The following is an 18,153-nucleotide window of genomic DNA, read 5'->3' on the forward strand; positions in this document are numbered from 1 at the left end:
GCCGTTGGGGTCGCCGCCAGGGGTTGTGCGGGTTATCCGGTCTGGCTGGCGATGGCGGGTTGTCGTGTCGGGTCGGGGGGTGGGGTGATGGTGTCGGGTGGCTGGCCGGGGGTGAGCGCGATGGTGGTTGTGGTCACGGTTGCGGTGAGGCCGCAGACGGCGAGGAGGAGGGTGGGGCCGATCGGGCCGGCGAGTGCTCCGGCGAGGGGGAGCGCGAGGGGTCGCGGTGCTCCGGAGGCGAGGATGTCGGCGGCTACGACGCGGGAGAGCAGCCGTTCGGGGACGTGGGTTTGGAGGAGCATGGCGTGCAGGGTGTAGCCGGCCATGGCGATCCCGGTTGTGGTCATGGCGGCGGTCATGGCCATGCTGCGGGCCGGGTTGGGGAGGTGGGCGGTGAGCGCGACGGTGAGGGTCGCGGCTGCGCCGAGGGCGAGGAGTGTGTAGTAGAGCCGGAGCCGGGCGGCGGGGGAGTGTGGTCGGCGGTGCGGGAGGAACAGGATGCTGCCGGTGACCGCGCCCGCGCCTTGGGCGGCACCGAGCCAGCCGATCGTGGCCGGGGACATGCCGCCGGTGAGCACGATCAGCGGCATGAGTGCGTCCAGGGGGGCCAGCGCGAGCCCGGAGACGGCGGCGGAGGTGAGGAAGGAGCGGCGTAGCCAGGGGGTGYGGGCGACCGTGATGGCACCTTCGCGGATGTCGTGCAGGAGCCCGTTCCCGCGGGTGGGGGGGACGGGCGGGGTGGGGATGCGGGCGGCGGTCAGGGTGGTGGCGGCGACCGCGAACGTTGCGGCGTCGATGAGGAGGCCGGCCGCGGCGTTGCCGAGCAGGAGCACGAGTCCGGCGAGCGCGGGCCCGCCCAGGCGGATCATGTTGTTCGTCAGGGTTGTCAGCGCGACGGCGGCGTCGTGGGCGTTGTCGGGCACCGTTGCTTTGATCAGCGCCTTGTAGGAGGGCTGGTGGTAGGCCGATAGTGCGCCGACCAGTGCGGCGGCACCGTAGACCGCGGGCAGGGGGAGGTGGTCGGTGAGGAGACCGACGCCGAGTGCGAGGCTGACCGTTCCGGAGATGATGTCGGCGGCGAGAACGATCCGGACGCGGGAGCCGCGGTCCCCGGCGGCCCCGGCGAACGGGAGGAACAGCAGGCTGGTGGCGACCAGGACGCCGAGGACCGCGCCGACGTGGACCCCGGAGTGCGTGAGCTGGTAGACGGCGACGGTGATGACCGTGTCGAAGATGTAGTTACCGGCGCGGGAGACGCTTTGTCCGGTCCATAGCAGTGCGTACGGCCGGTGGGCCAGCGGGGTCAGCATCCTGCCGCGCGGGGTCGGGTTCACGGGGCGGTCAGGCCGTGCAGGGAGGACAGTCCGGTGGCGGTCGCGAACGCGGTCAGCGCACGGATCAGGGACTGGTCGTTCCAGCGGGCACCGCGGTCGGTGGTGGCGGCGAGGTAGGCGCGGCGGATCCAGCGCGGGTCGAGGTCGAGCCCGGCGGCGTGCGCCACCGACGGCAGGGTGATCAGGTCGGGCATGCCGGTGAGGTCCGGGCGCAGGGTCTCCACATCGATGATCCGTACCGTGGTGTCGTCGTCGGCGCGGAGGTGTGCGGGTTTCAGGTCGAGGTGTCCCAGTGGTATGTGGGCGGGTCCGTGAGCGTCGGCGGTCACGTGCAGGAGCATGCACCACGCGTCCGGATTACTGATCCATCTGGGGGGTGGTGCGGTCAGCGCGGTGTCCAGCTGCCAGCAGGCGGTGGCCGTGACGAGGGAGGGAGGCCAGCGGGCGGAGGCGGTGTGCACGGTCGCGATCGCGGTGACGAGGGCGTCGAAGGTGGTGGGCCGTGACCAGTTGGCGGGGCGGGCCACATGGTCGACCAGCAGGGTGTGGGAGGTGTCGCAGGCGCTGCGCAGGCCGGGGAGGACGTTCTGCCCGGCCAGCAGTTCGTAGGCGAGGGTTTCACCGGTGTAGGCGTCGGGGTCCCCGTGGCGTTTGAGGACGGCGACCGGTGGATCCCCGAGGGTGAACACGGCTGTGCGGTAGCCGGCACGCAGGCAGCGCAGCGGGCCGCGGGCGTGGGGATGAAACCGGCTGATCAGATCCTGGGCTTGGGCTGCGGCGGTGGTGGGGTCGGTGTCGAGGGGGGTGGCCAGCCAGCCGTCCGGTCGGATGCGGGTCGCGCCTGCCAGCGGCCCGGCCGGGTCGGGGTTCATGGGTGGCGGGCCGGGGAACCGCGCAGCGCGGCGACGGCCCGCGTGTAGCAGGTGTGGGCGAGGTCGGGGCGCTGGTGCTCCCCGTAGATGGCGAACAGGGCGTAGACGAGGGAGTCCAGGGGTTCGCCGAGGTGCCAGCCCTGAAACGAGCCGCCGATGATGTCCCAGATCTGGACCTGGCCGCGGAGCAGGCCGACGAGGTCCTGGTAGTAGATTTCCGCGCCGAACGGGTAGGTGGCCATGGCCGCCTCGCGTCCGGTGGTGGGCACCGGCACGAACGCGGGTCCGGTGATGTCCCAGGCGTAGCTGTCCGTCGTGCCGGGGCTGCCGGGCGGGTCGAGCAGGCGGAGGACCGCCCGCTGCGGCCCGAGCGGGCCGGACAGGTAGTCGTGGATGCCGCCGGCCAGCGCGCCGGTCCGGGTCGCGATCAGATGCCGGGCGAGTCGGGGGAGTTCGGCGGCGAGAAGCGTCCGGGCGTCGCTGATGTCGTCGGCGTGGATCAGCGGTGGGGCGATCGGGGTGGGTTCCACCGGGCGGGGGTCAGCGAGGAAGGCGCGTTGGCGGGCGTAGGCGGCCTGCTCGGCGTCGGTGTCGATATGCACCCAGCGGACCCGGTCACAGCGCGCGGGCCCGCCGGCGGCGGGCAGGGTCAGACGGTCACCGGGCCGCGGGCCATACACGGTGAACAGGTGTTGGAGGGCGTTGGCGGCGTCGGCGAGCCTGGCATGGTCGGCGTAGAGAAACGGGCCGTGCGGGCTGCGCGGGGCGGTGAAACCGTTGCCGCACAGCGCGACCTCGCTGACACCGTCGAGCGGTTCCACATAGCTGATCAGCAGGCTGTGGAGGATCTCGATGCCGGTCGTGCGGCGGCGGGGCCCGTCCAGGCCGGGGAGCAGGTTCGTGTCCGCGCCGAGTGCCCCGTAGGGGACGGTCTGGGCGTTGTTCGACACCACCGCCAACCGGGGCGGCAGCAGAGCACCGTCGGTGAGCTGCTCGACGTACAGGTCACTGACGTCGGCGTCGACACCGATGAACACGTCAGCGCMGGTGGTGTCTACCAGCCGGATCAGCGGCTGGGCGACCCGGGACTCCCAGAACAGTGTCCGGGCAGCCGCCGGATACAGGAAGATCTCCATCTCGCCGACCCGCAGCGGCTGTGTGTGGTCCAGCCGCCGCACCGTGAAACCCACCATGCGGATCGCGTCGACCACCGCGGTGGGGGTGGTGACGCCGGTGTAGACCGGTACCCGCCGGTCGAGCAGGTCAAGGGACGGCAGGTGGAAGTGGTCGAGATGCTCGTGGCTGAGGACCACCGCGTCCGGGCGGGGCATCGCGGCGACGTCCACCGTGCGAGGCGGCCATAGCGCGAACTCCAGCTGCGGGCAGGCCCCGAACGCCGGGGTGAGGATCGGATCGAGCAGCACCACAGCGGTGCCGTCACTGATGTGCCAGCTTTGATGGCCCAGGAACGTCAGTTCCAGGCCGGTGGACCGCGGGGCCATGCCAGAGTCGTCCTTTCTGCTCTGCCGCGAGGGGCCGGCGGGCAGGGATCCCACGAAGGGGGAACGGGACCCCTGCCCGCCGACCCGGACAGAGCCAGGCGTTGACGGGTTCTACCGGTGGTAGGCCGTCGGGGCGGTGTCGGTGACACGGGTCGCGGTAAACGCCCGCACCCGGCGCTGCACGCGGGCCACGTCCTGGACGGTGACCTGCGCGGGTGTCGGAGCCGTACCGGTGGGCTGCCCGATGGTGCTACTCATCGCCTTCCTCCTTCCTGGGGCTTCGGGGCCGCGCGGACATGGCGGTTACCGGCACGCCGAAGGGCGAGCCGTGCTCTGGCCGCCTTGTCCACCGCCCCTCGTTGGGGCTGGCATGCCGCCGCCGGGGCCGGTCTGCTGCTCATCGCCCCGGCGGCGACCGCTCCCAGCACACCGCAGGACGACGCCCACAGGAAGGCCGTGGCAATGGCCTAATCAGTGGCCGTTTCAGTTGCCGTTTCCGGAAGCCGTCCGGGGAGYGACGTCGAGACGGCTAGTGTTACCGCGTTCAGTCACTCAAGCGACACGCAGGACGTGGCCGTCATGTCGGGAGACACCCCCGTACTGATGTTGCGGGCCTACCGGGAGTGGTACGGCCTCGAGCAGCACGAAGTTGCCTCACGACTGGTGACCCTTGCCCACGCCATCGACGGCACGCACCCCGGGGTCAACGACGAGATGATCTCCCGGTGGGAACGCGGACTGGTCCGACCACGACGACGCTACCGGCAGCTGCTGTGCACGCTGTACCAGGCGACAGAAACGCAGCTGGGATTCTGCCGGCCCCTCCCCGGGGAGACCGTCATCCACCCGTGGCCGCCGGTACCCGCCGGCGACAGCGCATCCGCAGACACCACCATGGCGCTGCCCTGGAACGCGGAGGGCGGTTTGCAGGCGGCCCGGGGCATCCTCGACGCTGAAGGCATGGATCGTCGACTGTTCCTCACCGCCATGGGCACGGCGATCACCGAACCCGCCCACGGGTGGCTGTTTGCCCCACCCGTGGACTCCGTGACCCGGAACAGCGGCAGCCGTCTGCCCGCCACGGTCGTCGACCACCTTGACCAGATCATCGACCAGCTCCGCCGGATGGACGACCAGCTCGGTGGGGGCGCGCTACTCGGCCTGGTCCGCCAGCACCTCGCCTACGTCATCGGCCTCATCGAGCATCGGCGTTACACCGACAGCGTCGGACGCCGCCTCCACGCCACCGCGGCCGAACTCCTCCGGCTGGCGGGCTGGCTTTCCTTCGACGCCGGTCAGCACGCCCCCGCGCAACGTTTCTTCGTCGCCGCGCTCCACGCCGCGCACACCGCCGGTGACCGCGCGCTCGGCGCCAACATCCTCGGTTTCGCTTCCTGCCAGGCCAAGGACCTCGGTCATGTCCGTGCCGCGGTGTCACTCGCTGAAACCGCCCTGGCCGGCTATCCMGGTGGAACACCCCGGGTGAGCGCGATCCTGCACCTGCGGGCGGCCGAGGCGTACGCCAACGACCAGCAGACCACCGGCTGCCGCACGGCGATCGACACCGCGTTCGACCGGCTGACAGACGCTGTTCCCGAGCACGGCGAACCCGGATGGTGCTATTGGATCAACGAGGCGCAGGTGCACGCCCAAGCCGGGTACTGCTATCTGAAACTCCACGACTGGCCCCGGGCGCAAGAACATCTCCACGCCGCCCTGTCCTTGCAGGACACGGCGTTCTCCCGCGAAGCAGCCCTCCGCCAGACACTGCTCGCCACCGCCTACGCCCGGCAGGATCCCCCCGACCTCGACCGGGTAACAGCACTCGGCAATGCCGCCGTCAACACCCTCACCGGGGAAGTCGACTCAGCCCGATGCATCGGCCATATGAGCCGCCTGGCCACCCACCTGGCGCCCCACCGCCGGACACCAGCAGTCCGCGAACTCCTCGACCGCGCTGATATGCTCACCGCTTCACCGTCCTCAAGATCTGTATAAAAACAAACTCCAGGCAGACCCGAGAAGGGAGTGTCAAGTTAACGGCTCTGCCAAGATTCCGGTGGTGACAGGCCGTCGTCGCGGTGACAAGCTGGCAACTGTGTGACGCCGAGCTGCTGAAGACTGTCTTTCCTCAGCTGGCCGCGGTGCTGGTCCAGCGCGTTGTCGATGAGGGGCAGAGGGTGCGGGTCGTTGCCCGGACCCGGGCGGATCCGGTGGCCTGTCCGCGCTGCGGGACGCTCACCGCGCGGGTGCACGGCTATCACCGGCGCTGGCTCGCCGATCTTCCGGTCGGGGGCAGGCCGGTGGTGATCGAGCTGACCCTGCGGCGGCTGGTGTGCCCGAGCCCGGACTGTTCCCAGCAGACGTTTCGGGAGCAGGTACCCGGACTGGCCGAGCGATACGCCCGGCGCACTCCTCACCTGGGGGCGCTCATCAGCGCGGTCGGCGTGGTCCTGGCCGGGCGGGCGGGGGCACGGCTGCTGTCGGTGTTCGCGGTGGCGGTCAGCTGCTCCACCGTGCTGCGGCTGGTGATGGCACTGCCTCTGCGCATGTCGGCGGTGCCCAGGGTGCTCAGCGTGGACGACGTCGCCCTGCGGCGACACCGCCGGTATGCGACCTTGCTGATCGATGCCGTCACCCACCGTCGCATCGATGTGCTCCCGAACCGGAAGGCGGACAGCCTGGCGGCGTGGCTGCGTGAGCATCCTGGGGTTCGGGTGGTGTGCCGTGATGGGTCGTTGTCCTATGCGGAGGCGATCCGCCAAGGCGCCCCCGACGCCGTGCAGGTCAGCGACCGCTGGCACCTGTGGAAGAACCTCGGCGAGGCCGTGGAGAAGACCGTGGTCGCGCACAGCCGCTGCTGGCATGCCGGACCGCCCCGCACGATCACTGCCCGTGAGGAACACACGCGCAGCCGGCACGCCGCCGTCCACACCCTGCTCGACGAGGGCGTCGGGCTGCTGGAGTGCGCCCGCCGCCTGGGCTGGGCGCTGAACACCGTCAAACGCTATGCCCGGGCCGACTCGGCCGAGGCTCTGCTGCGTCCCCCGCAATACCGCCGCACGCTGGTCGATCCCTACCGCGACCATCTGCGCCGCCGCCTCGCCGACGAGTCCGGCGTGGCAGTCACCCGGCTCCTGGCCGAGATCCGCGAGCAGGGCTATCCGGGCAGCGCCACCCTGCTCGTGCGCTACCTCAACCAGGGACGCGCCGACCCCGAACGCATCCCGCCGTCCCCGCGCCGTCTGGCCGCCTGGCTCATGARCAGGCCCGAGCACCTGCCCGATCATCGGCGGCGGCACCGGGACGACCTGGTCGCCAGCTGCCCGCAGATGACCGCCCTGGCCGCCCGGATACGCGCGTTCGCCGCCCTGCTCACCCACCACTGCGGCCAGGACCTCGACATGTGGATGAAAACCGTACGCGACGACGACCTGCCCTTCCTGCACGCCTTCGTCACCGGGCTCGACACCGACCACGACGCCGTCGTCGCCGGACTGACCCTGCCTTACAGCAACGGCCCCATGGAGGGCGCAAACACCAAGGTCAAGCTGATCAAGCGGCAGATGTACGGCCGCGCCGAGTTCCCTCTGCTCCGCCAGCRCATCCTGCTCTCATGACCACGCTCCGTTACCACCGGAATCTTGGCAGGGCCAAGTTAACGGTGTAACGGTGGGTTTTCAGTCTGTTACTTGCGGCCGGCGGACAGGCGTCCGTCGAAGGCGAGGTCGAAAGGACGATGGCCTGGCTCGGCGGCTACCGCCGCCTCACCGTCCGCTACGAACGCAACGGCCATAACTTCCTCGGATTCCTCACCCTGGCAGCGACGCTGACCTGCTGGAAGAAACTGGCCACGTGAGACACGTTCTTAGTAGTAGCGTTAAGCCCCCCGTGAGAGCGCCCGTCGGAGCCGAGTGACGGGGCGGGCCTGTCGCGCGCGGCGTTCGGCTTGGATATGCCGGGCGGCAGTGTGTTCGCCCGTCAGAACGAGGCGGTCGTCGCCAGCTGCGACGGCGGCCTCGAAGGCGCAGTCCTTCTTCGTCGGAAAATGGAGGTGGTCGAGTGTGTGGGTGGATAGGGAGTAGCTGAGTGGGCCGGGGACACCGAAGCCGCTAGGGGTCACGGTCAGGCTGACGAACTGGGCCAGGATGCTCGCGCTGACGCCCGCGGCGAGGACGGCGACGTTCTGCCGCTTGGGTAGTGCCTCGGGGTCTGCACCGTTGATGTAGGCGGGATCGTCGAGGAGGCCCAGCTTGTCTGTCTGGATCTCGCCTGCGTCCAATTGTTTGTTGCAGCAGAGACAGGGTTGTCCTGGTAGCAGGACGTGGGTACGCCACGTCGCGTTCCTCATGGTGCCGTCGTCGAAGGTGTCGATACCGATGCCGCCGTCGATGACGGGTATCAGGTCGGCGTACGCGAGGGTGTTGAGCACACCGCGAGGCCAGGGCCGGTCGACGCAGCTGATCACGATGTCGTAGTCCAAGGCCGCAGCCAGTCCGGCCGGGTCACAGATGCTCGCATCGAGCTCGACGATCTTGGGGTTCGCGGCGGTGGCTGCTCGGACCATCAACCGTCCGGCGACCTCGACCTTGCTTCGGGCCAGCCGAACGTCTGTGGCGGTCGCGCCTACCAGCCGGTCGAGGTTGACGATCTCCACGCTGTCGAAGTCCATCACGCCGACCTGTATGAGGCCGGTGGCGGCGAGCCTCAGCCCAACATCCAGCCCTACGCTGCCGGCCCCGACCACGAGTACCCGGGTGCGGGCGAGGCTGGCGTGGATCTCCTCGCCCCAGGCTGAGACGGTGCGGTCCTGCCTGTCGTTGCTCTTCGGTGCCGGCCGGAGCTGGTCGTTCCAGGTGACCCGGAAATGGTCACCCACGACCCGGACCGACTCACCGTGCGTCGGGACTCCCACGGCATCCCACACACGGCACGACCAATCCCCGTTCCCGGCAAGAGTCATTCCGACCAGCGGCTTGCCGGTCACCTGCTGAACGAGGTGGGCGTAGGACCGCTCGGCGTCATGGTCCGGACGGGACATCAGCTGCCATCCCCGGCTCCCGGGGTGGGAGTGCAGCGCTACGACACCTCGACCGAGCGAAGCAGCCTGGGCTGCCGCCCGGACGAAGTAGTCGCCGGTGAACGACGCGTTGCCATGGACAGCCCGCTCGCCGCGCTCCGGTAGCAGCGCGGCGTTTACCAAGGCGGTAGTTCTGGTCGAGCCGGTGGAGGTCGCGTACGTCGCCAGGCACACGTCTTCCTGGCCGTCGGCTCGGAGCAGATGCCGGCTGAGCTCGTTGTCGATCGTGCCGGGCATCGCTGCGGAGAAGGTCATGCCGCTTCCTGAAGAACGCTCCGGACGTGCGCCAGYCATGCCTGCGCCGGCTCCTCGGCGTCACCCCAACCGGCGACCTGGCGGGAGTGCCGCACCCACCCGGGCAACGTCTCATCCATGTTGATGTTGGTGTTCGTCAGCGCCACCGTCGCGGGGAGGTGGATCCAGTGAGGCGGCACGGCAGGCCATGCTCCGAGTTCGGACATAGCTACTCCGGTCTCCACGTCGGTTGCCCCTGACTGGGTCGCCGCCGCGACTGTGAAGACGACGACCGAGGCTGTCACCGTCGTCTGGATGTCGCACCGGAGTAGACCGGCTATGAAGGCGTCGGCGCCCACGGTCGCGACGGCGGAGGTCATCAGGCGACCTCTGCTCGCTGCCGGATCGACACGAACTTCTCCCGCGGGTGCACCTCGACAGGGTCCGTGTCCTTGAACCGGTGGACGTCGCCGTGCCCGCGGACGACGGCGAGGTCGTACCCGTTCGGGTTCAGGCCGGCAAGGCGGAGCAGGTCCCCTGCCGTTCTGTGTCGATCGGGATCGACGTCGAACGGGCGGCCGTCAATCGTGATCTGCACGGTCCGGTGCCGCCCGTCTCGTGCTGCGTCGCTCGTCATGAGCACCTCCTTGTCTCAGCAAAGCGACATCGCTTCACTGTGGACGTGATCCTGGCACACCGATGCGGCGCTGCGCAACATCGGGGTGACGGGGCAGCAGAGCGCCGTTCGTCGGCTACCATCGCTTGTATGGGACAGCCCGGATCTCCTGTGGCCTCGGGCGCCATGCCTGAGGAGGAGGCTGGACGGACACGCCCGGCGGAGCGGCTCGACGCCGCGAAGCTCGGTGCGCTCATTCGCGATCACCGTGGTCGAAGATCGCTGAGGCAGGCTGCGGCCGAGGCCGGTGTCAGCGTCAGCACCATGTCGCGTGTGGAGGCGGGTGCACAGCCAGATCTCGCGTCGTTCACGGCCCTCTGTGCCTGGGTGGGCGTCTCACCGAGCCGCTTCTTCACCCCGATCGCCGAGCGATTGGATACCCCGGTGGAAGTCGCGATCGCGCACCTCAGCGCCGATCCACGGCTGGCACCGGAGCACGCCTCGAGCATTGCATCGGTAATTCGCCAGATGTACGATGCCCTGGCTGCCCAGGTYGAACCAAATCGAAGTCTTGTGGCATGCCACCTCCGTGCCGCGTCGACAATGCGGCCAGGAGTCCCCGAAAGGCTTGGATCCATACTCGTCGACATCCACCGCGAGCTAGAGAAGCGAGTCGAAAGCGGCCAGMTATGAGCCTACCGCGCGGATTCAAAGCCAACGCCGAACGTGAAGCGCTTCGCCTCCGAGCGGAAATGGGGCTGCGGCAGACCGACGCCCTTGACGTCAGCACTCTCGCTACCCATCTCGGCGTCAAGATTGTAAGCGCTGGCGACCTAATAGAGATGTCGCGGCTAGAAGAGATCGAACGTATTCAGGCCTACTCGTTCTCCGGGGCCACGTTCGAGATCGGCGGTCGTCAATTCGTGATCACTAGCCCGCTGCGGACGCCTGGCCGACGTRCCAGTGATATCGCGCACGAGCTCTCACACATCCTTCTCAAGCATGAACTTTCTGAGATGCGCGAGATTGACGGAATCCCGTTTCGTACGTGCAGGCCAGAGGAAGAGGAGCAGGCCACGAACTTCGGCGGCACGCTCCTGCTCCCAAGACCGCTGCTAGTTTCGGCGGCCCGGCAAGGCCTGACACACGCCGAGATCGCCGATCGGTACCAGGTGACCATCGAGATGGCACGGTTCCGGTACAATTCGACCGGCGTAGGACGTCAGGTCGGCCAGTTTCAAAGAGCGGTTGGTTAGCCCCCGCTTCCGAATGCTCGTCGGCAACCTTGGGATTTGGAATGAAATAACCTGTGCACCTTGGACCTTCCCCAAGCCTGTGACCTGCGAAGATGCCTCCGAGCGTGCAAATGTTAATTCATGACGGATCCTTGACCCCATCGCTGCGTAGCTGAATCACCAGGCTTCGCGCGATGACCGCCCGATTTGCGGCGCTCGCGCTGCGAGTCCCGGTATTTCTTGAAGTTCTCAATGGACACTTTCTCAGCGACCCCGATGGTCGGCAGCGGTTGACGTTCGCACGAGCGGGAACCCCGCCTGCTGCGCTATTATTTCCCACCTCTGGACTGCTTTGTTGTCGCACCGAGGAAGATTCATTACCCAAGCGGCTATCCCTGTCATTCCTCTGGGCCTGAGGCAACATCTTCCTTGCTGTCTGCACTCAAGGAGTGAAATAGGCGCACGGCCGCTATGATTGCTTCATGTTGCAGCGCTAGATCGCGGCGGAGATTTCCCTCATCGTAGATATCATCGCCGATGAAGCTAAGAACTGGAACCCAGTCGCCATCCCCAATTCTATCTGAAGCGATCGTTGCCGGCGAGTGGATCACGTGGTTTCTTCGCCTTATCGCGCCATCGATAGCGGTCAACTCTGTCGCCCATTTTTCCTTGGCTTCGCCCAATAGTCGACGAACCTCATGCAGCAATTGTCCCGCAGTCCTGCGTTCGACATTTAAGGACTTATCGAAGTGGAGGGCGATCTTTCCTAGAACGGCTTCGGTCTCTGCGCACTGGGTCGCCACCAAACCGCGCAAGCGATGCATATCCGAAGCCGCGCCGTCGTCGTGGGGCGCATATAGATCAAACTCATCATATTCTGGATACAAGTGATCCCACACGGTTTGCCACGACACGGTCTTCTCGCCAAATTTTGGCTCGACCCAGAGCTCCTCGTCTTCCCATATATTCGATTCGAAAACTTCTACTTCACTGAAGGCGTTCGCCTCTCGTCGCGATATCTCGACTTTGTCGCCACCGTCGCTATAGTTGTCCATGTTCGCTTTTATCATTTCCTCTATGGGGTCGAAATTAAGAGGGTGTCTCATGTGGTGTTGTGAATCTTCTTGCATGATCTGAGGGGTGGATGACCGCCTTGCTCTGCGGCTGGTACCGGATGAGCTCTGGGAGCTCGTGGAGCCCTTGCTGCCTGTTTTCCCTGCGGCGTGGTCAGGGTAGCGGGACACGGCGCCGGTGTCGGATCGGGCGGTGTTCACCGCGGTGGTCTACGTGTTGACGTCGGGCTGTGCGTGGCGGTTGTTGCCGCCGTCGTTCGGGGTGATGGTCCCGACGGCGCATCGCCGGTTCAGAGCCAATTCTCCGACGACCCGGCCATGCAGGCCGCGACCGAGACCATCTACCAGGCCCTCTACCGGCCCGAACGCGGCGGCCTGGAGCGCGACACCGCCACGAACCTCCGCACCCGCCGACGGTCCCGCCGCCCGCGACGCCGTCCTGACCAGCGCGCCACCCGCTTCGCCGCCCCCGGCACCCTGATCACCCAGCGGCCCGCCGAAGTCCAGGACCGGATCCAGCCCGGTCACTGGGAAGGGGACCTCATCGTCGGCCAGGGCAACCGGTCCGCCATCGCCACTCTGGTCGAACGCTCCACCCGCTACCTGATGCTGCTGCACCTGCCCGGCGGGCGCGGAGCCGACCAGGTGCTCGACGCGCTCGTGCGCGAGGTCTCCGGCCTGCCCATCCCACTGGCGCGTTCACTCACCTGGGATCAGGGCAGCGAGATGAGCCGCCACGACGAGTTCACCGCGGCCACCGGTGTCCCGGTCTACTTCTGTGAGCCTGCCAAGCCCTGGCAACGCGGCTCGAACGAGAACACGAACGGGCTGCTGCGCCAGTACTTCCCCAAGGGCACCGACCTGTCCGTCCACACCGCGTCCGATCTGGCGGCCGTCGCTGCCGAACTCAACGCGCGGCCCCGCAAGATCCTCGGCTGGACGACTCCGGCGAGTCAGCTCGATAAGCTCGTCGCAGCACTCGACCTCCCGGATGTTGCAATCATCGGCTGAATCCGCCCCTGCCCTCCCTCCGACGCACTCACTCGAACCATGCGACCTCGTGTCGCACCTGCTGGGTCCAACCGTGCGCGACCCGGTGCGCGGTGCGGGGACGCAGTTTGTAGCGGCGGGCGAACTCGATCGCGATCTCGTCGTGGGACATGCCGACCGCGCGCATCCGCGCACGCAGCTCGTCCTGCTCGACCCGCTGGCTGCGCTTGCTCATGACGCCGCCGCACATCCTCTCCGGACGCGAATGCTGATCGCTGAGCCTTCTATCCCGTAGCATGAACCATTCCACCGTAGTCAAACAGTCACGGGTAGAGCAGCCGGGTGTCCAAGGCGGTGGAGACTCTTCGTGCTCATACCTCTGCTGCCTGGTACGCCGGGCGAACACGTGCTGCGGACCGGCCGACGGGGTCGCCCCGGGTCCTCGTCGATGCCCCGGTGTCATCCGGGCATATTGCCGAAGACGGCTTCCTGCGCGGCCCGCGCGAGTGTGGYCTGGGTGGTCGCTGCGAGCCCGATCCGGTTCCAATGGAAGATCACATGTAGTGCGATGACCGCGCGTATTCCCCGCGTGAGATTGCCGTTTTCCCGCAGGCTCCGGAGTGATCTTCCTGCCTCGTGGAACGACGCGAGCCAGTCGCCGCCGATGAGGTCTGCGCGGGCGTGACCGAGGAGGAGGTGGCGCACGTCGCTGGTGAAGGATGCCCATATCCGCGGGTCGGGTGGTACTTCGGCGAGGCCGGAGCGCTGCTCGGYCACTCGTGCCCACACGTCGCCCTGCTCGTTGATGTCCAGTCCCGCGGCCCGCATGAGCGCGGTGCACAGCACGAGGGAGCGTTCCCGCCGGTCGGTGCGGCCGTCGCCGAGGGYGGAGAGCAGGTGGCGGCTGTCGGCGTGGAACAGCGTGTGGGCCAGGTCCATACCGGCCGGTCCGCCGAAGGCGTGGGTCTCCGGTTCGTAGATGTCGCGGGTCCAGGTGACGCCGTTCGTGAGCAGGGGATGGAGCGGGTCGGCGGCGTTGCTGCCGTGGCCGTCCGCCGGGTCAGCGAGCAGGTAGCGCACGCGCCACGGGCCCTTGCGGATGAACCACCAGGAGGTGATGAGACCGTTGGCCTCGGCCGACGGAAGGATTCCGGCCAGGTGGGCGATGGCTTGGCGTTCCCGCTTAGCGGGGTCCTGGGCAGGGTAGGTGATGTTCACCTGCTTCCACGGGGTTTCTTCCATGGTGGGGCCTTTCCGTCAGCGGAGCAGGAGGCCGGCGTCCCACGAGGTCGTCCTGGTTCCGGCGGCGGCCAGGGCGGCACCGGCCGATCCCACCAGGAAACCCGAGGGCTCGTCGGCTTGGGCGGGGGCGTTCTGGTGCAGGAGCAGCGGCTGGGTGAGAGGGATCGGGATGAGGGCGTCGGCGGCGATGCTGCGGGCGGTTGCGAGCAGGCCGCCGGTCCCGTGACACAGGCTCCGGTCGATGAGACGGCCGAGCTGCTCCGGATCGTTCAGGCAGTCGAGGAAGGCGGTCTCGGCGTGCTGTTGACGGGCGGGGTCGTGCAGGGCGCGGGCTGCGAGTTGCAGGGCACGGGTGATGCCTGGAATTCCGTAACACCAGGAAGGTCTGAGCGGGCCCGGTTGGCTGGTGGTACCGCGGTCGATGTCGGCGAGCRTGACGATCTGTGGCCACCACGAGCCGCCACCGGCCTTCTGCTGCTCCCAGGCGTCCAGCCACCGGCAGATGCGTGTGATCGCATCCGTTTGTCCGTCGACCTCGATGCCATCACGGAAAGCGATGGCCAGGAGGGCGAGCGGGCCGACGATTCCGTGGGCGATCGAGTGGTTGCTGTGACCTCCGATGGGCCCTTTCTGACTGCGATTGGGGCCGGTTGGGCACCACCAGCCGGGAAGGCCGTCGACGGGCTCGGTGAGCCGTACCAGGTAGCCGAGGACGTCGCGGAGCAGATCATGATCGCCGCTGCGGCGCAGCGCCACGGCCAGGCCGGTCAGGCCGCCGATGAGGTCGTATTCGGCCATCAGCGGCCGGCGGCGCTGGTCGATCCTGGCATGCGCGGCTTCGAGACGATGCCGGGTGACCATGGCGGTGCCCGCGTCCGCGGTGGCCATGGCCGTGGCGAGGCCGGGCCGGTCGGCGACACCGTGCAGGACGAAGGACAAAGCCGGAGCGCCGTAGTAAAGGCTGGCTGTGGCCGCGATGCTGACGCCGTCGGCGACGGCCTGTATCAGGGTCGCGTTCGCTTGGTCCCAGGTGGCCGCGCCGCCTCGGGCCTGCTCGATGTGAAGGAGGGCGATGCCGGCCGCGCCGCCGCTGAGGGACTGCCCCGGCTTCATGACACGCCCCGGGCAAGCAGGGTGTGAGCGGTAGCGCGGGCCAGCCGCAGGCAGTGACGCTCGGAGACCAGGTCAACTCCGATCATCCGGGCGTGGTGCAGGTGCAGCAGGTCGGCCAGGACCCGGTCGGGGTCGAGGCCGTCCTGGTCGACACGGGCCCGGTAGTCCACCAGGGCCCGGCGGAGCCGGTCGTTCTCGTACAGGGGGACTGTCCGCATCACCTGCTCACGGCCACCGCTCACCGGTCGGCCGGCGGTTGTTGTCGCCGGGTCGCCCCGGTGCTCGACGTGATCGATGAGCCAGGCATGTCCGTTTCCGGTGAAGCCGTCGGCGATGCCGATCAGTCCGGCGGCGGTTGCGACTGTCCGGTCGCCGGACAGGCGCTGGACGGCCGCGTGGGAGTCGGCGGCGAACACCGCTTCGGCCGCCGCCAGGGTCGGACCTGTGCCGAACCGGGTCTCAGGCCGGTAGGTGTGGATCGTGTAGTCGCGCAGCAGCGCGTGAGCGCGCAGACGGTCCGCCCACCGTCCGAACTGCCGGACGGCTGCCCCGAAACGGTCCGCGCCGCGCAGCGGGACGCGTAGCCGGAGATGGGGTTCAGGTTGGTGATAGCGGATGAACCACCAGCGGTCCTGACTGTTCTGGTTGTCGCCGACCAGTTCGGCGAGCCGGGCAAGGATCTCATCGTCGCSGCCGTAGACCTTCACATACAGCCATGGCGATAGGCCCGGCCGGTGCTCCACGGTGCTGGCGGCCCGCACCGGGCGCGGGTGTCTCGGCTCGATCGGGTTCGCGGCTCGGGCGAGCGTGACGACGAGCTCGTGGGGTCTGCCTCCGAACCACCCGGGCCGGTCGCCGGCCTCGGTGAGGACCGCGTACGGCTGCCGGTCAAGCTGGCCGCGAAGGAGCGCGAGGTGGGCGGGCTCGTCGAGGTCGATGYGGATCCGGACATCGTCGGCGCCGAGCAGGACCTCGGACGGGATCCGGTAGGTCTTCCGCAGCCGCTCCCAGGCATCCCGCCAGTCAGGAAAGAGCGCGGCGCGGGCCGGGAGGCTCCTGGCCGTGATGATCCATCGGGCGGGATGAAGGATCGACCGGCCGTACCGGATGCGCGGGAGGAACGGGAGTTCGCGGGCGACGGGTCCCCAGGTGAACGGGCAGCAGGGCGCTGAGAAGGCCGTCCAGATCTCTGTGAGGAACCGCGCGAGCGGTTGCTGGCCGCCAGGGAGGTCGACCGCGTTGAACAGCATCGGCTCGACCGGGCAGCCGCGGGACAGTGACACCAGCCAGAGYCGCCGCGCGTCGCCCGTGACCGCCAGGTCGTCGAGATCGAGGCCGGGGTTTTCCTGGTATTCCCCGAGGGGCAGGACCGGCAGGATCTCGGGAACCCTGGCCAGGGCCGTCATCTTCCGAGCCAGCGGTGGCCCGGAGATCTGCGTCATGATCRCTTCGGGCATGGCGGTTGGCAGCGCGGCGTACGCGCGGCGGAAGCGCTCCCGCTCGGTGTCGTCGAGCAGGTGCAGGAACCGGCCGACGGTCACCCCGGCGTGCCGGGCCCCGCTGATGACGGTCAGCGTGAACGCTCCCCGTTCCAGATGACCCAGGGTCTGCGCCGCCAGGCTGAAACGTAGCTCGGTGTGCGGGACCGGCGGCCGATGCCCGACGGTCAGCCTGGCGATCAGATCGTCGTCCAGGACCACGTCGGCACGGCCGTCGAGGGCGGCCTGCTGGGCGATCTTCGCCAGCATCACGTCGCGAGCGGTGAGCAGCTGCGGCTCGCGCCGATGGGACCCTCGGTATCCAGCCGGCAGGCCCAGCCCGGACGCCGCTGCCAGTTCTCGGACGGGCACCGCCGCGCCCGGCCCGTACCGTTCGAGGAACGCCTGGTGATAGGCCCGCCACCCCGGCATCTCCGGCGCGACCAAGGTAAGGATCGATGCGGCGTGCTCGGCCTCGCGCAGCACCGCCGCAGGTAAGGCCACCGAGCAGCCGACTCCCACATCGGCCACGGTCTGTCCGGACGAGTCCGGAAGGTCGGCGTAGCGGGCGAGGTGCGTCGCCGGGTCGGTCACCGTCATCGGGGGGCGCACAGCCGAGAGCAGCACGCGGTGGGCCACCAGGTCAGCCAGCATTTCCTCGATGACCGCCAGGTCGACGGTGGGTGCCTCGACGGCCAGCTTGGCGGTCAGGTCGCTGAACCTGATCGGCCGTCGCGCCGCTTCCACGGCCAGCCGCAGCGGGCGGGTCAGGTCCACCTCGGCATCCCGCAGGTGGCCCTCGGCGCTCACACCCGGAACGATCCACGAACGGCCGCGGGCGAACCCGAGGCCGTTCGTCACGACCGGGACCGTCCGCAGGGTGGCCAGCCGCTGCTCGATCCGCTCCGCCTGCTCGTCCAGGAACAGCCCGTCCGGCCGGATCACGACCCGGTGGTCACCGCCCCACGCGGCATGCGCGCGGGTGCTGAACTCCACCGGGGCGATGCCCGCGAACAGCCCGAACGGCGTCGCTCTGCTCGTCCAGCGCAGCAGATACCGCGTCAGCGTCTCTACCAGCCGCCGCACCGGCCGCGTCGCGCTTCGGGCAGCGGGCGCAGGCGAGGCGAGCTGCCGCTCCACCTGGGCGGCCAGCTCCGGTGACGCGGTCCGCACCGCGTCGGCGAACCCGCGCAACGCCCATACCCGTCGGAGCCACACCTGCCAGCCAGGGACGTCGTCGCCGGTCAGGTCCGGCCACGGCGGTAGTTCCAGATCCGCGGGGATCGTCGTGGTCCTGATCAGTGCCGCGTCCACGGCCTCATACGCGCGCACCCGCACCTCCACCCATGAGCTGTGGGTGTGTGGCCCGGCCCCCTGCGCAGGG

General features: G+C 68.6%; 16 protein-coding genes and 3 pseudogenes. 7 read left to right on the forward strand and 12 right to left on the reverse strand.

What is annotated here, in order from left to right:
- Window positions 1–32: 32 nt before the first annotated feature.
- The 4 genes from BL254_RS18125 to BL254_RS27305 all read right to left on the reverse strand — a co-directional run bounded on the left by BL254_RS18125 (window position 33) and on the right by BL254_RS27305 (window position 3,966).
- Window positions 33–1,334: an MFS transporter gene (locus tag BL254_RS18125; protein ID WP_139342382.1), complete on the reverse strand. Its 1,302-nt coding sequence runs from the start codon at window positions 1,332–1,334 to the stop codon at window positions 33–35.
- Window positions 1,331–2,206: a hypothetical protein gene (locus BL254_RS18130; protein ID WP_047224059.1), complete on the reverse strand. Its 876-nt coding sequence runs from the start codon at window positions 2,204–2,206 to the stop codon at window positions 1,331–1,333. The genes BL254_RS18125 and BL254_RS18130 overlap by 4 nt, the downstream gene beginning before the upstream one ends.
- Window positions 2,203–3,708 carry an MBL fold metallo-hydrolase gene (locus tag BL254_RS18135; RefSeq protein ID WP_076844195.1) on the reverse strand — a complete coding sequence of 502 codons (1,506 nt, stop codon included), beginning with the start codon at window positions 3,706–3,708 and terminating at the stop codon, window positions 2,203–2,205. Before BL254_RS18135 ends, BL254_RS18130 begins: the two co-directional genes overlap by 4 nt.
- A gap of 111 nt (window positions 3,709–3,819) precedes the next feature.
- Window positions 3,820–3,966: a hypothetical protein gene (locus BL254_RS27305; protein WP_157180544.1), complete on the reverse strand. Its 147-nt coding sequence runs from the start codon at window positions 3,964–3,966 to the stop codon at window positions 3,820–3,822.
- Window positions 3,967–4,287: 321 nt separating this feature from the next.
- Here BL254_RS27305 and BL254_RS18140 point away from each other — a divergent pair, with 321 nt between their 5' ends.
- The 3 genes and pseudogenes from BL254_RS18140 to BL254_RS29570 form a co-directional block, all read left to right on the forward strand.
- A complete protein-coding gene (locus BL254_RS18140; RefSeq protein ID WP_052914771.1) occupies window positions 4,288–5,706 on the forward strand; it encodes a DNA-binding transcriptional regulator in 1,419 nt (472 codons plus the stop codon).
- Window positions 5,707–5,804: 98 nt separating this feature from the next.
- Complete coding sequence (locus BL254_RS18145; protein WP_175648411.1) at window positions 5,805–7,328, forward strand: ISL3 family transposase; 1,524 nt, start codon at window positions 5,805–5,807, stop codon at window positions 7,326–7,328.
- Between the two features lie 107 nt (window positions 7,329–7,435).
- Window positions 7,436–7,567 (forward strand): annotated as a pseudogene (locus BL254_RS29570) (IS5/IS1182 family transposase); the annotation flags it as partial.
- 21 nt (window positions 7,568–7,588) lie between these two features.
- Here BL254_RS29570 and BL254_RS18150 read toward each other — a convergent pair.
- The 3 genes from BL254_RS18150 to BL254_RS18160 are packed head-to-tail and all read right to left on the reverse strand — an operon-like array spanning window position 7,589 to window position 9,659.
- The gene (locus BL254_RS18150) at window positions 7,589–9,043 is read right to left on the reverse strand and encodes a ThiF family adenylyltransferase (protein WP_047224060.1); all 1,455 of its coding nucleotides are present in this window, start codon (window positions 9,041–9,043) and stop codon (window positions 7,589–7,591) included.
- Window positions 9,040–9,402, reverse strand: a complete 363-nt coding sequence (locus BL254_RS18155) for a hypothetical protein (RefSeq protein WP_076844197.1) — start codon at window positions 9,400–9,402, stop codon at window positions 9,040–9,042. Before BL254_RS18155 ends, BL254_RS18150 begins: the two co-directional genes overlap by 4 nt.
- Window positions 9,402–9,659, reverse strand: a complete 258-nt coding sequence (locus BL254_RS18160; RefSeq protein ID WP_047224062.1) for a hypothetical protein — start codon at window positions 9,657–9,659, stop codon at window positions 9,402–9,404. The genes BL254_RS18155 and BL254_RS18160 overlap by 1 nt, the downstream gene beginning before the upstream one ends.
- A 165-nt stretch (window positions 9,660–9,824) precedes the next feature.
- Here BL254_RS18160 and BL254_RS18165 point away from each other — a divergent pair, with 165 nt between their 5' ends.
- Together BL254_RS18165 and BL254_RS18170 are read left to right on the forward strand one after the other, a co-directional pair.
- Window positions 9,825–10,331, forward strand: a complete 507-nt coding sequence (locus tag BL254_RS18165; RefSeq protein ID WP_076844226.1) for a helix-turn-helix domain-containing protein — start codon at window positions 9,825–9,827, stop codon at window positions 10,329–10,331.
- A complete protein-coding gene (locus BL254_RS18170) occupies window positions 10,328–10,894 on the forward strand; it encodes an ImmA/IrrE family metallo-endopeptidase (RefSeq protein WP_175648410.1) in 567 nt (188 codons plus the stop codon). Before BL254_RS18165 ends, BL254_RS18170 begins: the two co-directional genes overlap by 4 nt.
- Before the next feature lie 377 nt (window positions 10,895–11,271).
- Here the strand turns inward: BL254_RS18170 and BL254_RS26310 are convergent, their stop codons facing one another.
- Window positions 11,272–11,928, reverse strand: coding sequence for a hypothetical protein (locus tag BL254_RS26310; RefSeq protein WP_139342383.1), 657 nt, complete (start codon window positions 11,926–11,928; stop codon window positions 11,272–11,274).
- Window positions 11,929–12,013: 85 nt separating this feature from the next.
- Between BL254_RS26310 and BL254_RS29575 the strand changes: the two are divergent.
- A pseudogene (locus tag BL254_RS29575) lies at window positions 12,014–12,238 on the forward strand (transposase); the annotation flags it as partial.
- Window positions 12,239–12,243: 5 nt separating this feature from the next.
- Window positions 12,244–12,957 (forward strand): annotated as a pseudogene (locus tag BL254_RS18180) (IS30 family transposase); the annotation flags it as partial.
- A 28-nt stretch (window positions 12,958–12,985) separates the two neighbouring features.
- Here BL254_RS18180 and BL254_RS18185 read toward each other — a convergent pair.
- The 4 genes from BL254_RS18185 to BL254_RS18200 form a co-directional block, all read right to left on the reverse strand.
- Window positions 12,986–13,171, reverse strand: a complete 186-nt coding sequence (locus BL254_RS18185) for a hypothetical protein (RefSeq protein WP_139342384.1) — start codon at window positions 13,169–13,171, stop codon at window positions 12,986–12,988.
- 224 nt (window positions 13,172–13,395) lie between these two features.
- Complete coding sequence (locus BL254_RS18190) at window positions 13,396–14,178, reverse strand: thiopeptide-type bacteriocin biosynthesis protein (protein WP_076844201.1); 783 nt, start codon at window positions 14,176–14,178, stop codon at window positions 13,396–13,398.
- A 15-nt stretch (window positions 14,179–14,193) separates the two neighbouring features.
- Window positions 14,194–15,291, reverse strand: coding sequence for a lanthionine synthetase C family protein (locus BL254_RS18195; RefSeq protein ID WP_076844203.1), 1,098 nt, complete (start codon window positions 15,289–15,291; stop codon window positions 14,194–14,196).
- Window positions 15,288–18,101 carry a lantibiotic dehydratase gene (locus BL254_RS18200; RefSeq protein WP_076844228.1) on the reverse strand — a complete coding sequence of 938 codons (2,814 nt, stop codon included), beginning with the start codon at window positions 18,099–18,101 and terminating at the stop codon, window positions 15,288–15,290. The genes BL254_RS18195 and BL254_RS18200 overlap by 4 nt, the downstream gene beginning before the upstream one ends.
- Window positions 18,102–18,153: the final 52 nt, after the last annotated feature.

It is taken from the genome of Protofrankia sp. BMG5.30 (assembly GCF_001983005.1).
Taxonomy (GTDB): domain Bacteria; phylum Actinomycetota; class Actinomycetes; order Frankiales; family Frankiaceae; genus Protofrankia; species Protofrankia coriariae.

Coding starts and splice junctions, on each gene's coding strand:
- BL254_RS18150 (WP_047224060.1), bottom strand. CDS start 9,043: ATGACCTTCTCCGCAGCGATGCCCGGCACGATCGACAACGAGCTCAGC.
- BL254_RS18160 (WP_047224062.1), bottom strand. CDS start 9,659: ATGACGAGCGACGCAGCACGAGACGGGCGGCACCGGACCGTGCAGATC.
- BL254_RS18130 (WP_047224059.1), bottom strand. CDS start 2,206: ATGAACCCCGACCCGGCCGGGCCGCTGGCAGGCGCGACCCGCATCCGA.
- BL254_RS18185 (WP_139342384.1), bottom strand. CDS start 13,171: ATGAGCAAGCGCAGCCAGCGGGTCGAGCAGGACGAGCTGCGTGCGCGG.
- BL254_RS26310 (WP_139342383.1), bottom strand. CDS start 11,928: ATGGACAACTATAGCGACGGTGGCGACAAAGTCGAGATATCGCGACGA.
- BL254_RS27305 (WP_157180544.1), bottom strand. CDS start 3,966: ATGAGTAGCACCATCGGGCAGCCCACCGGTACGGCTCCGACACCCGCG.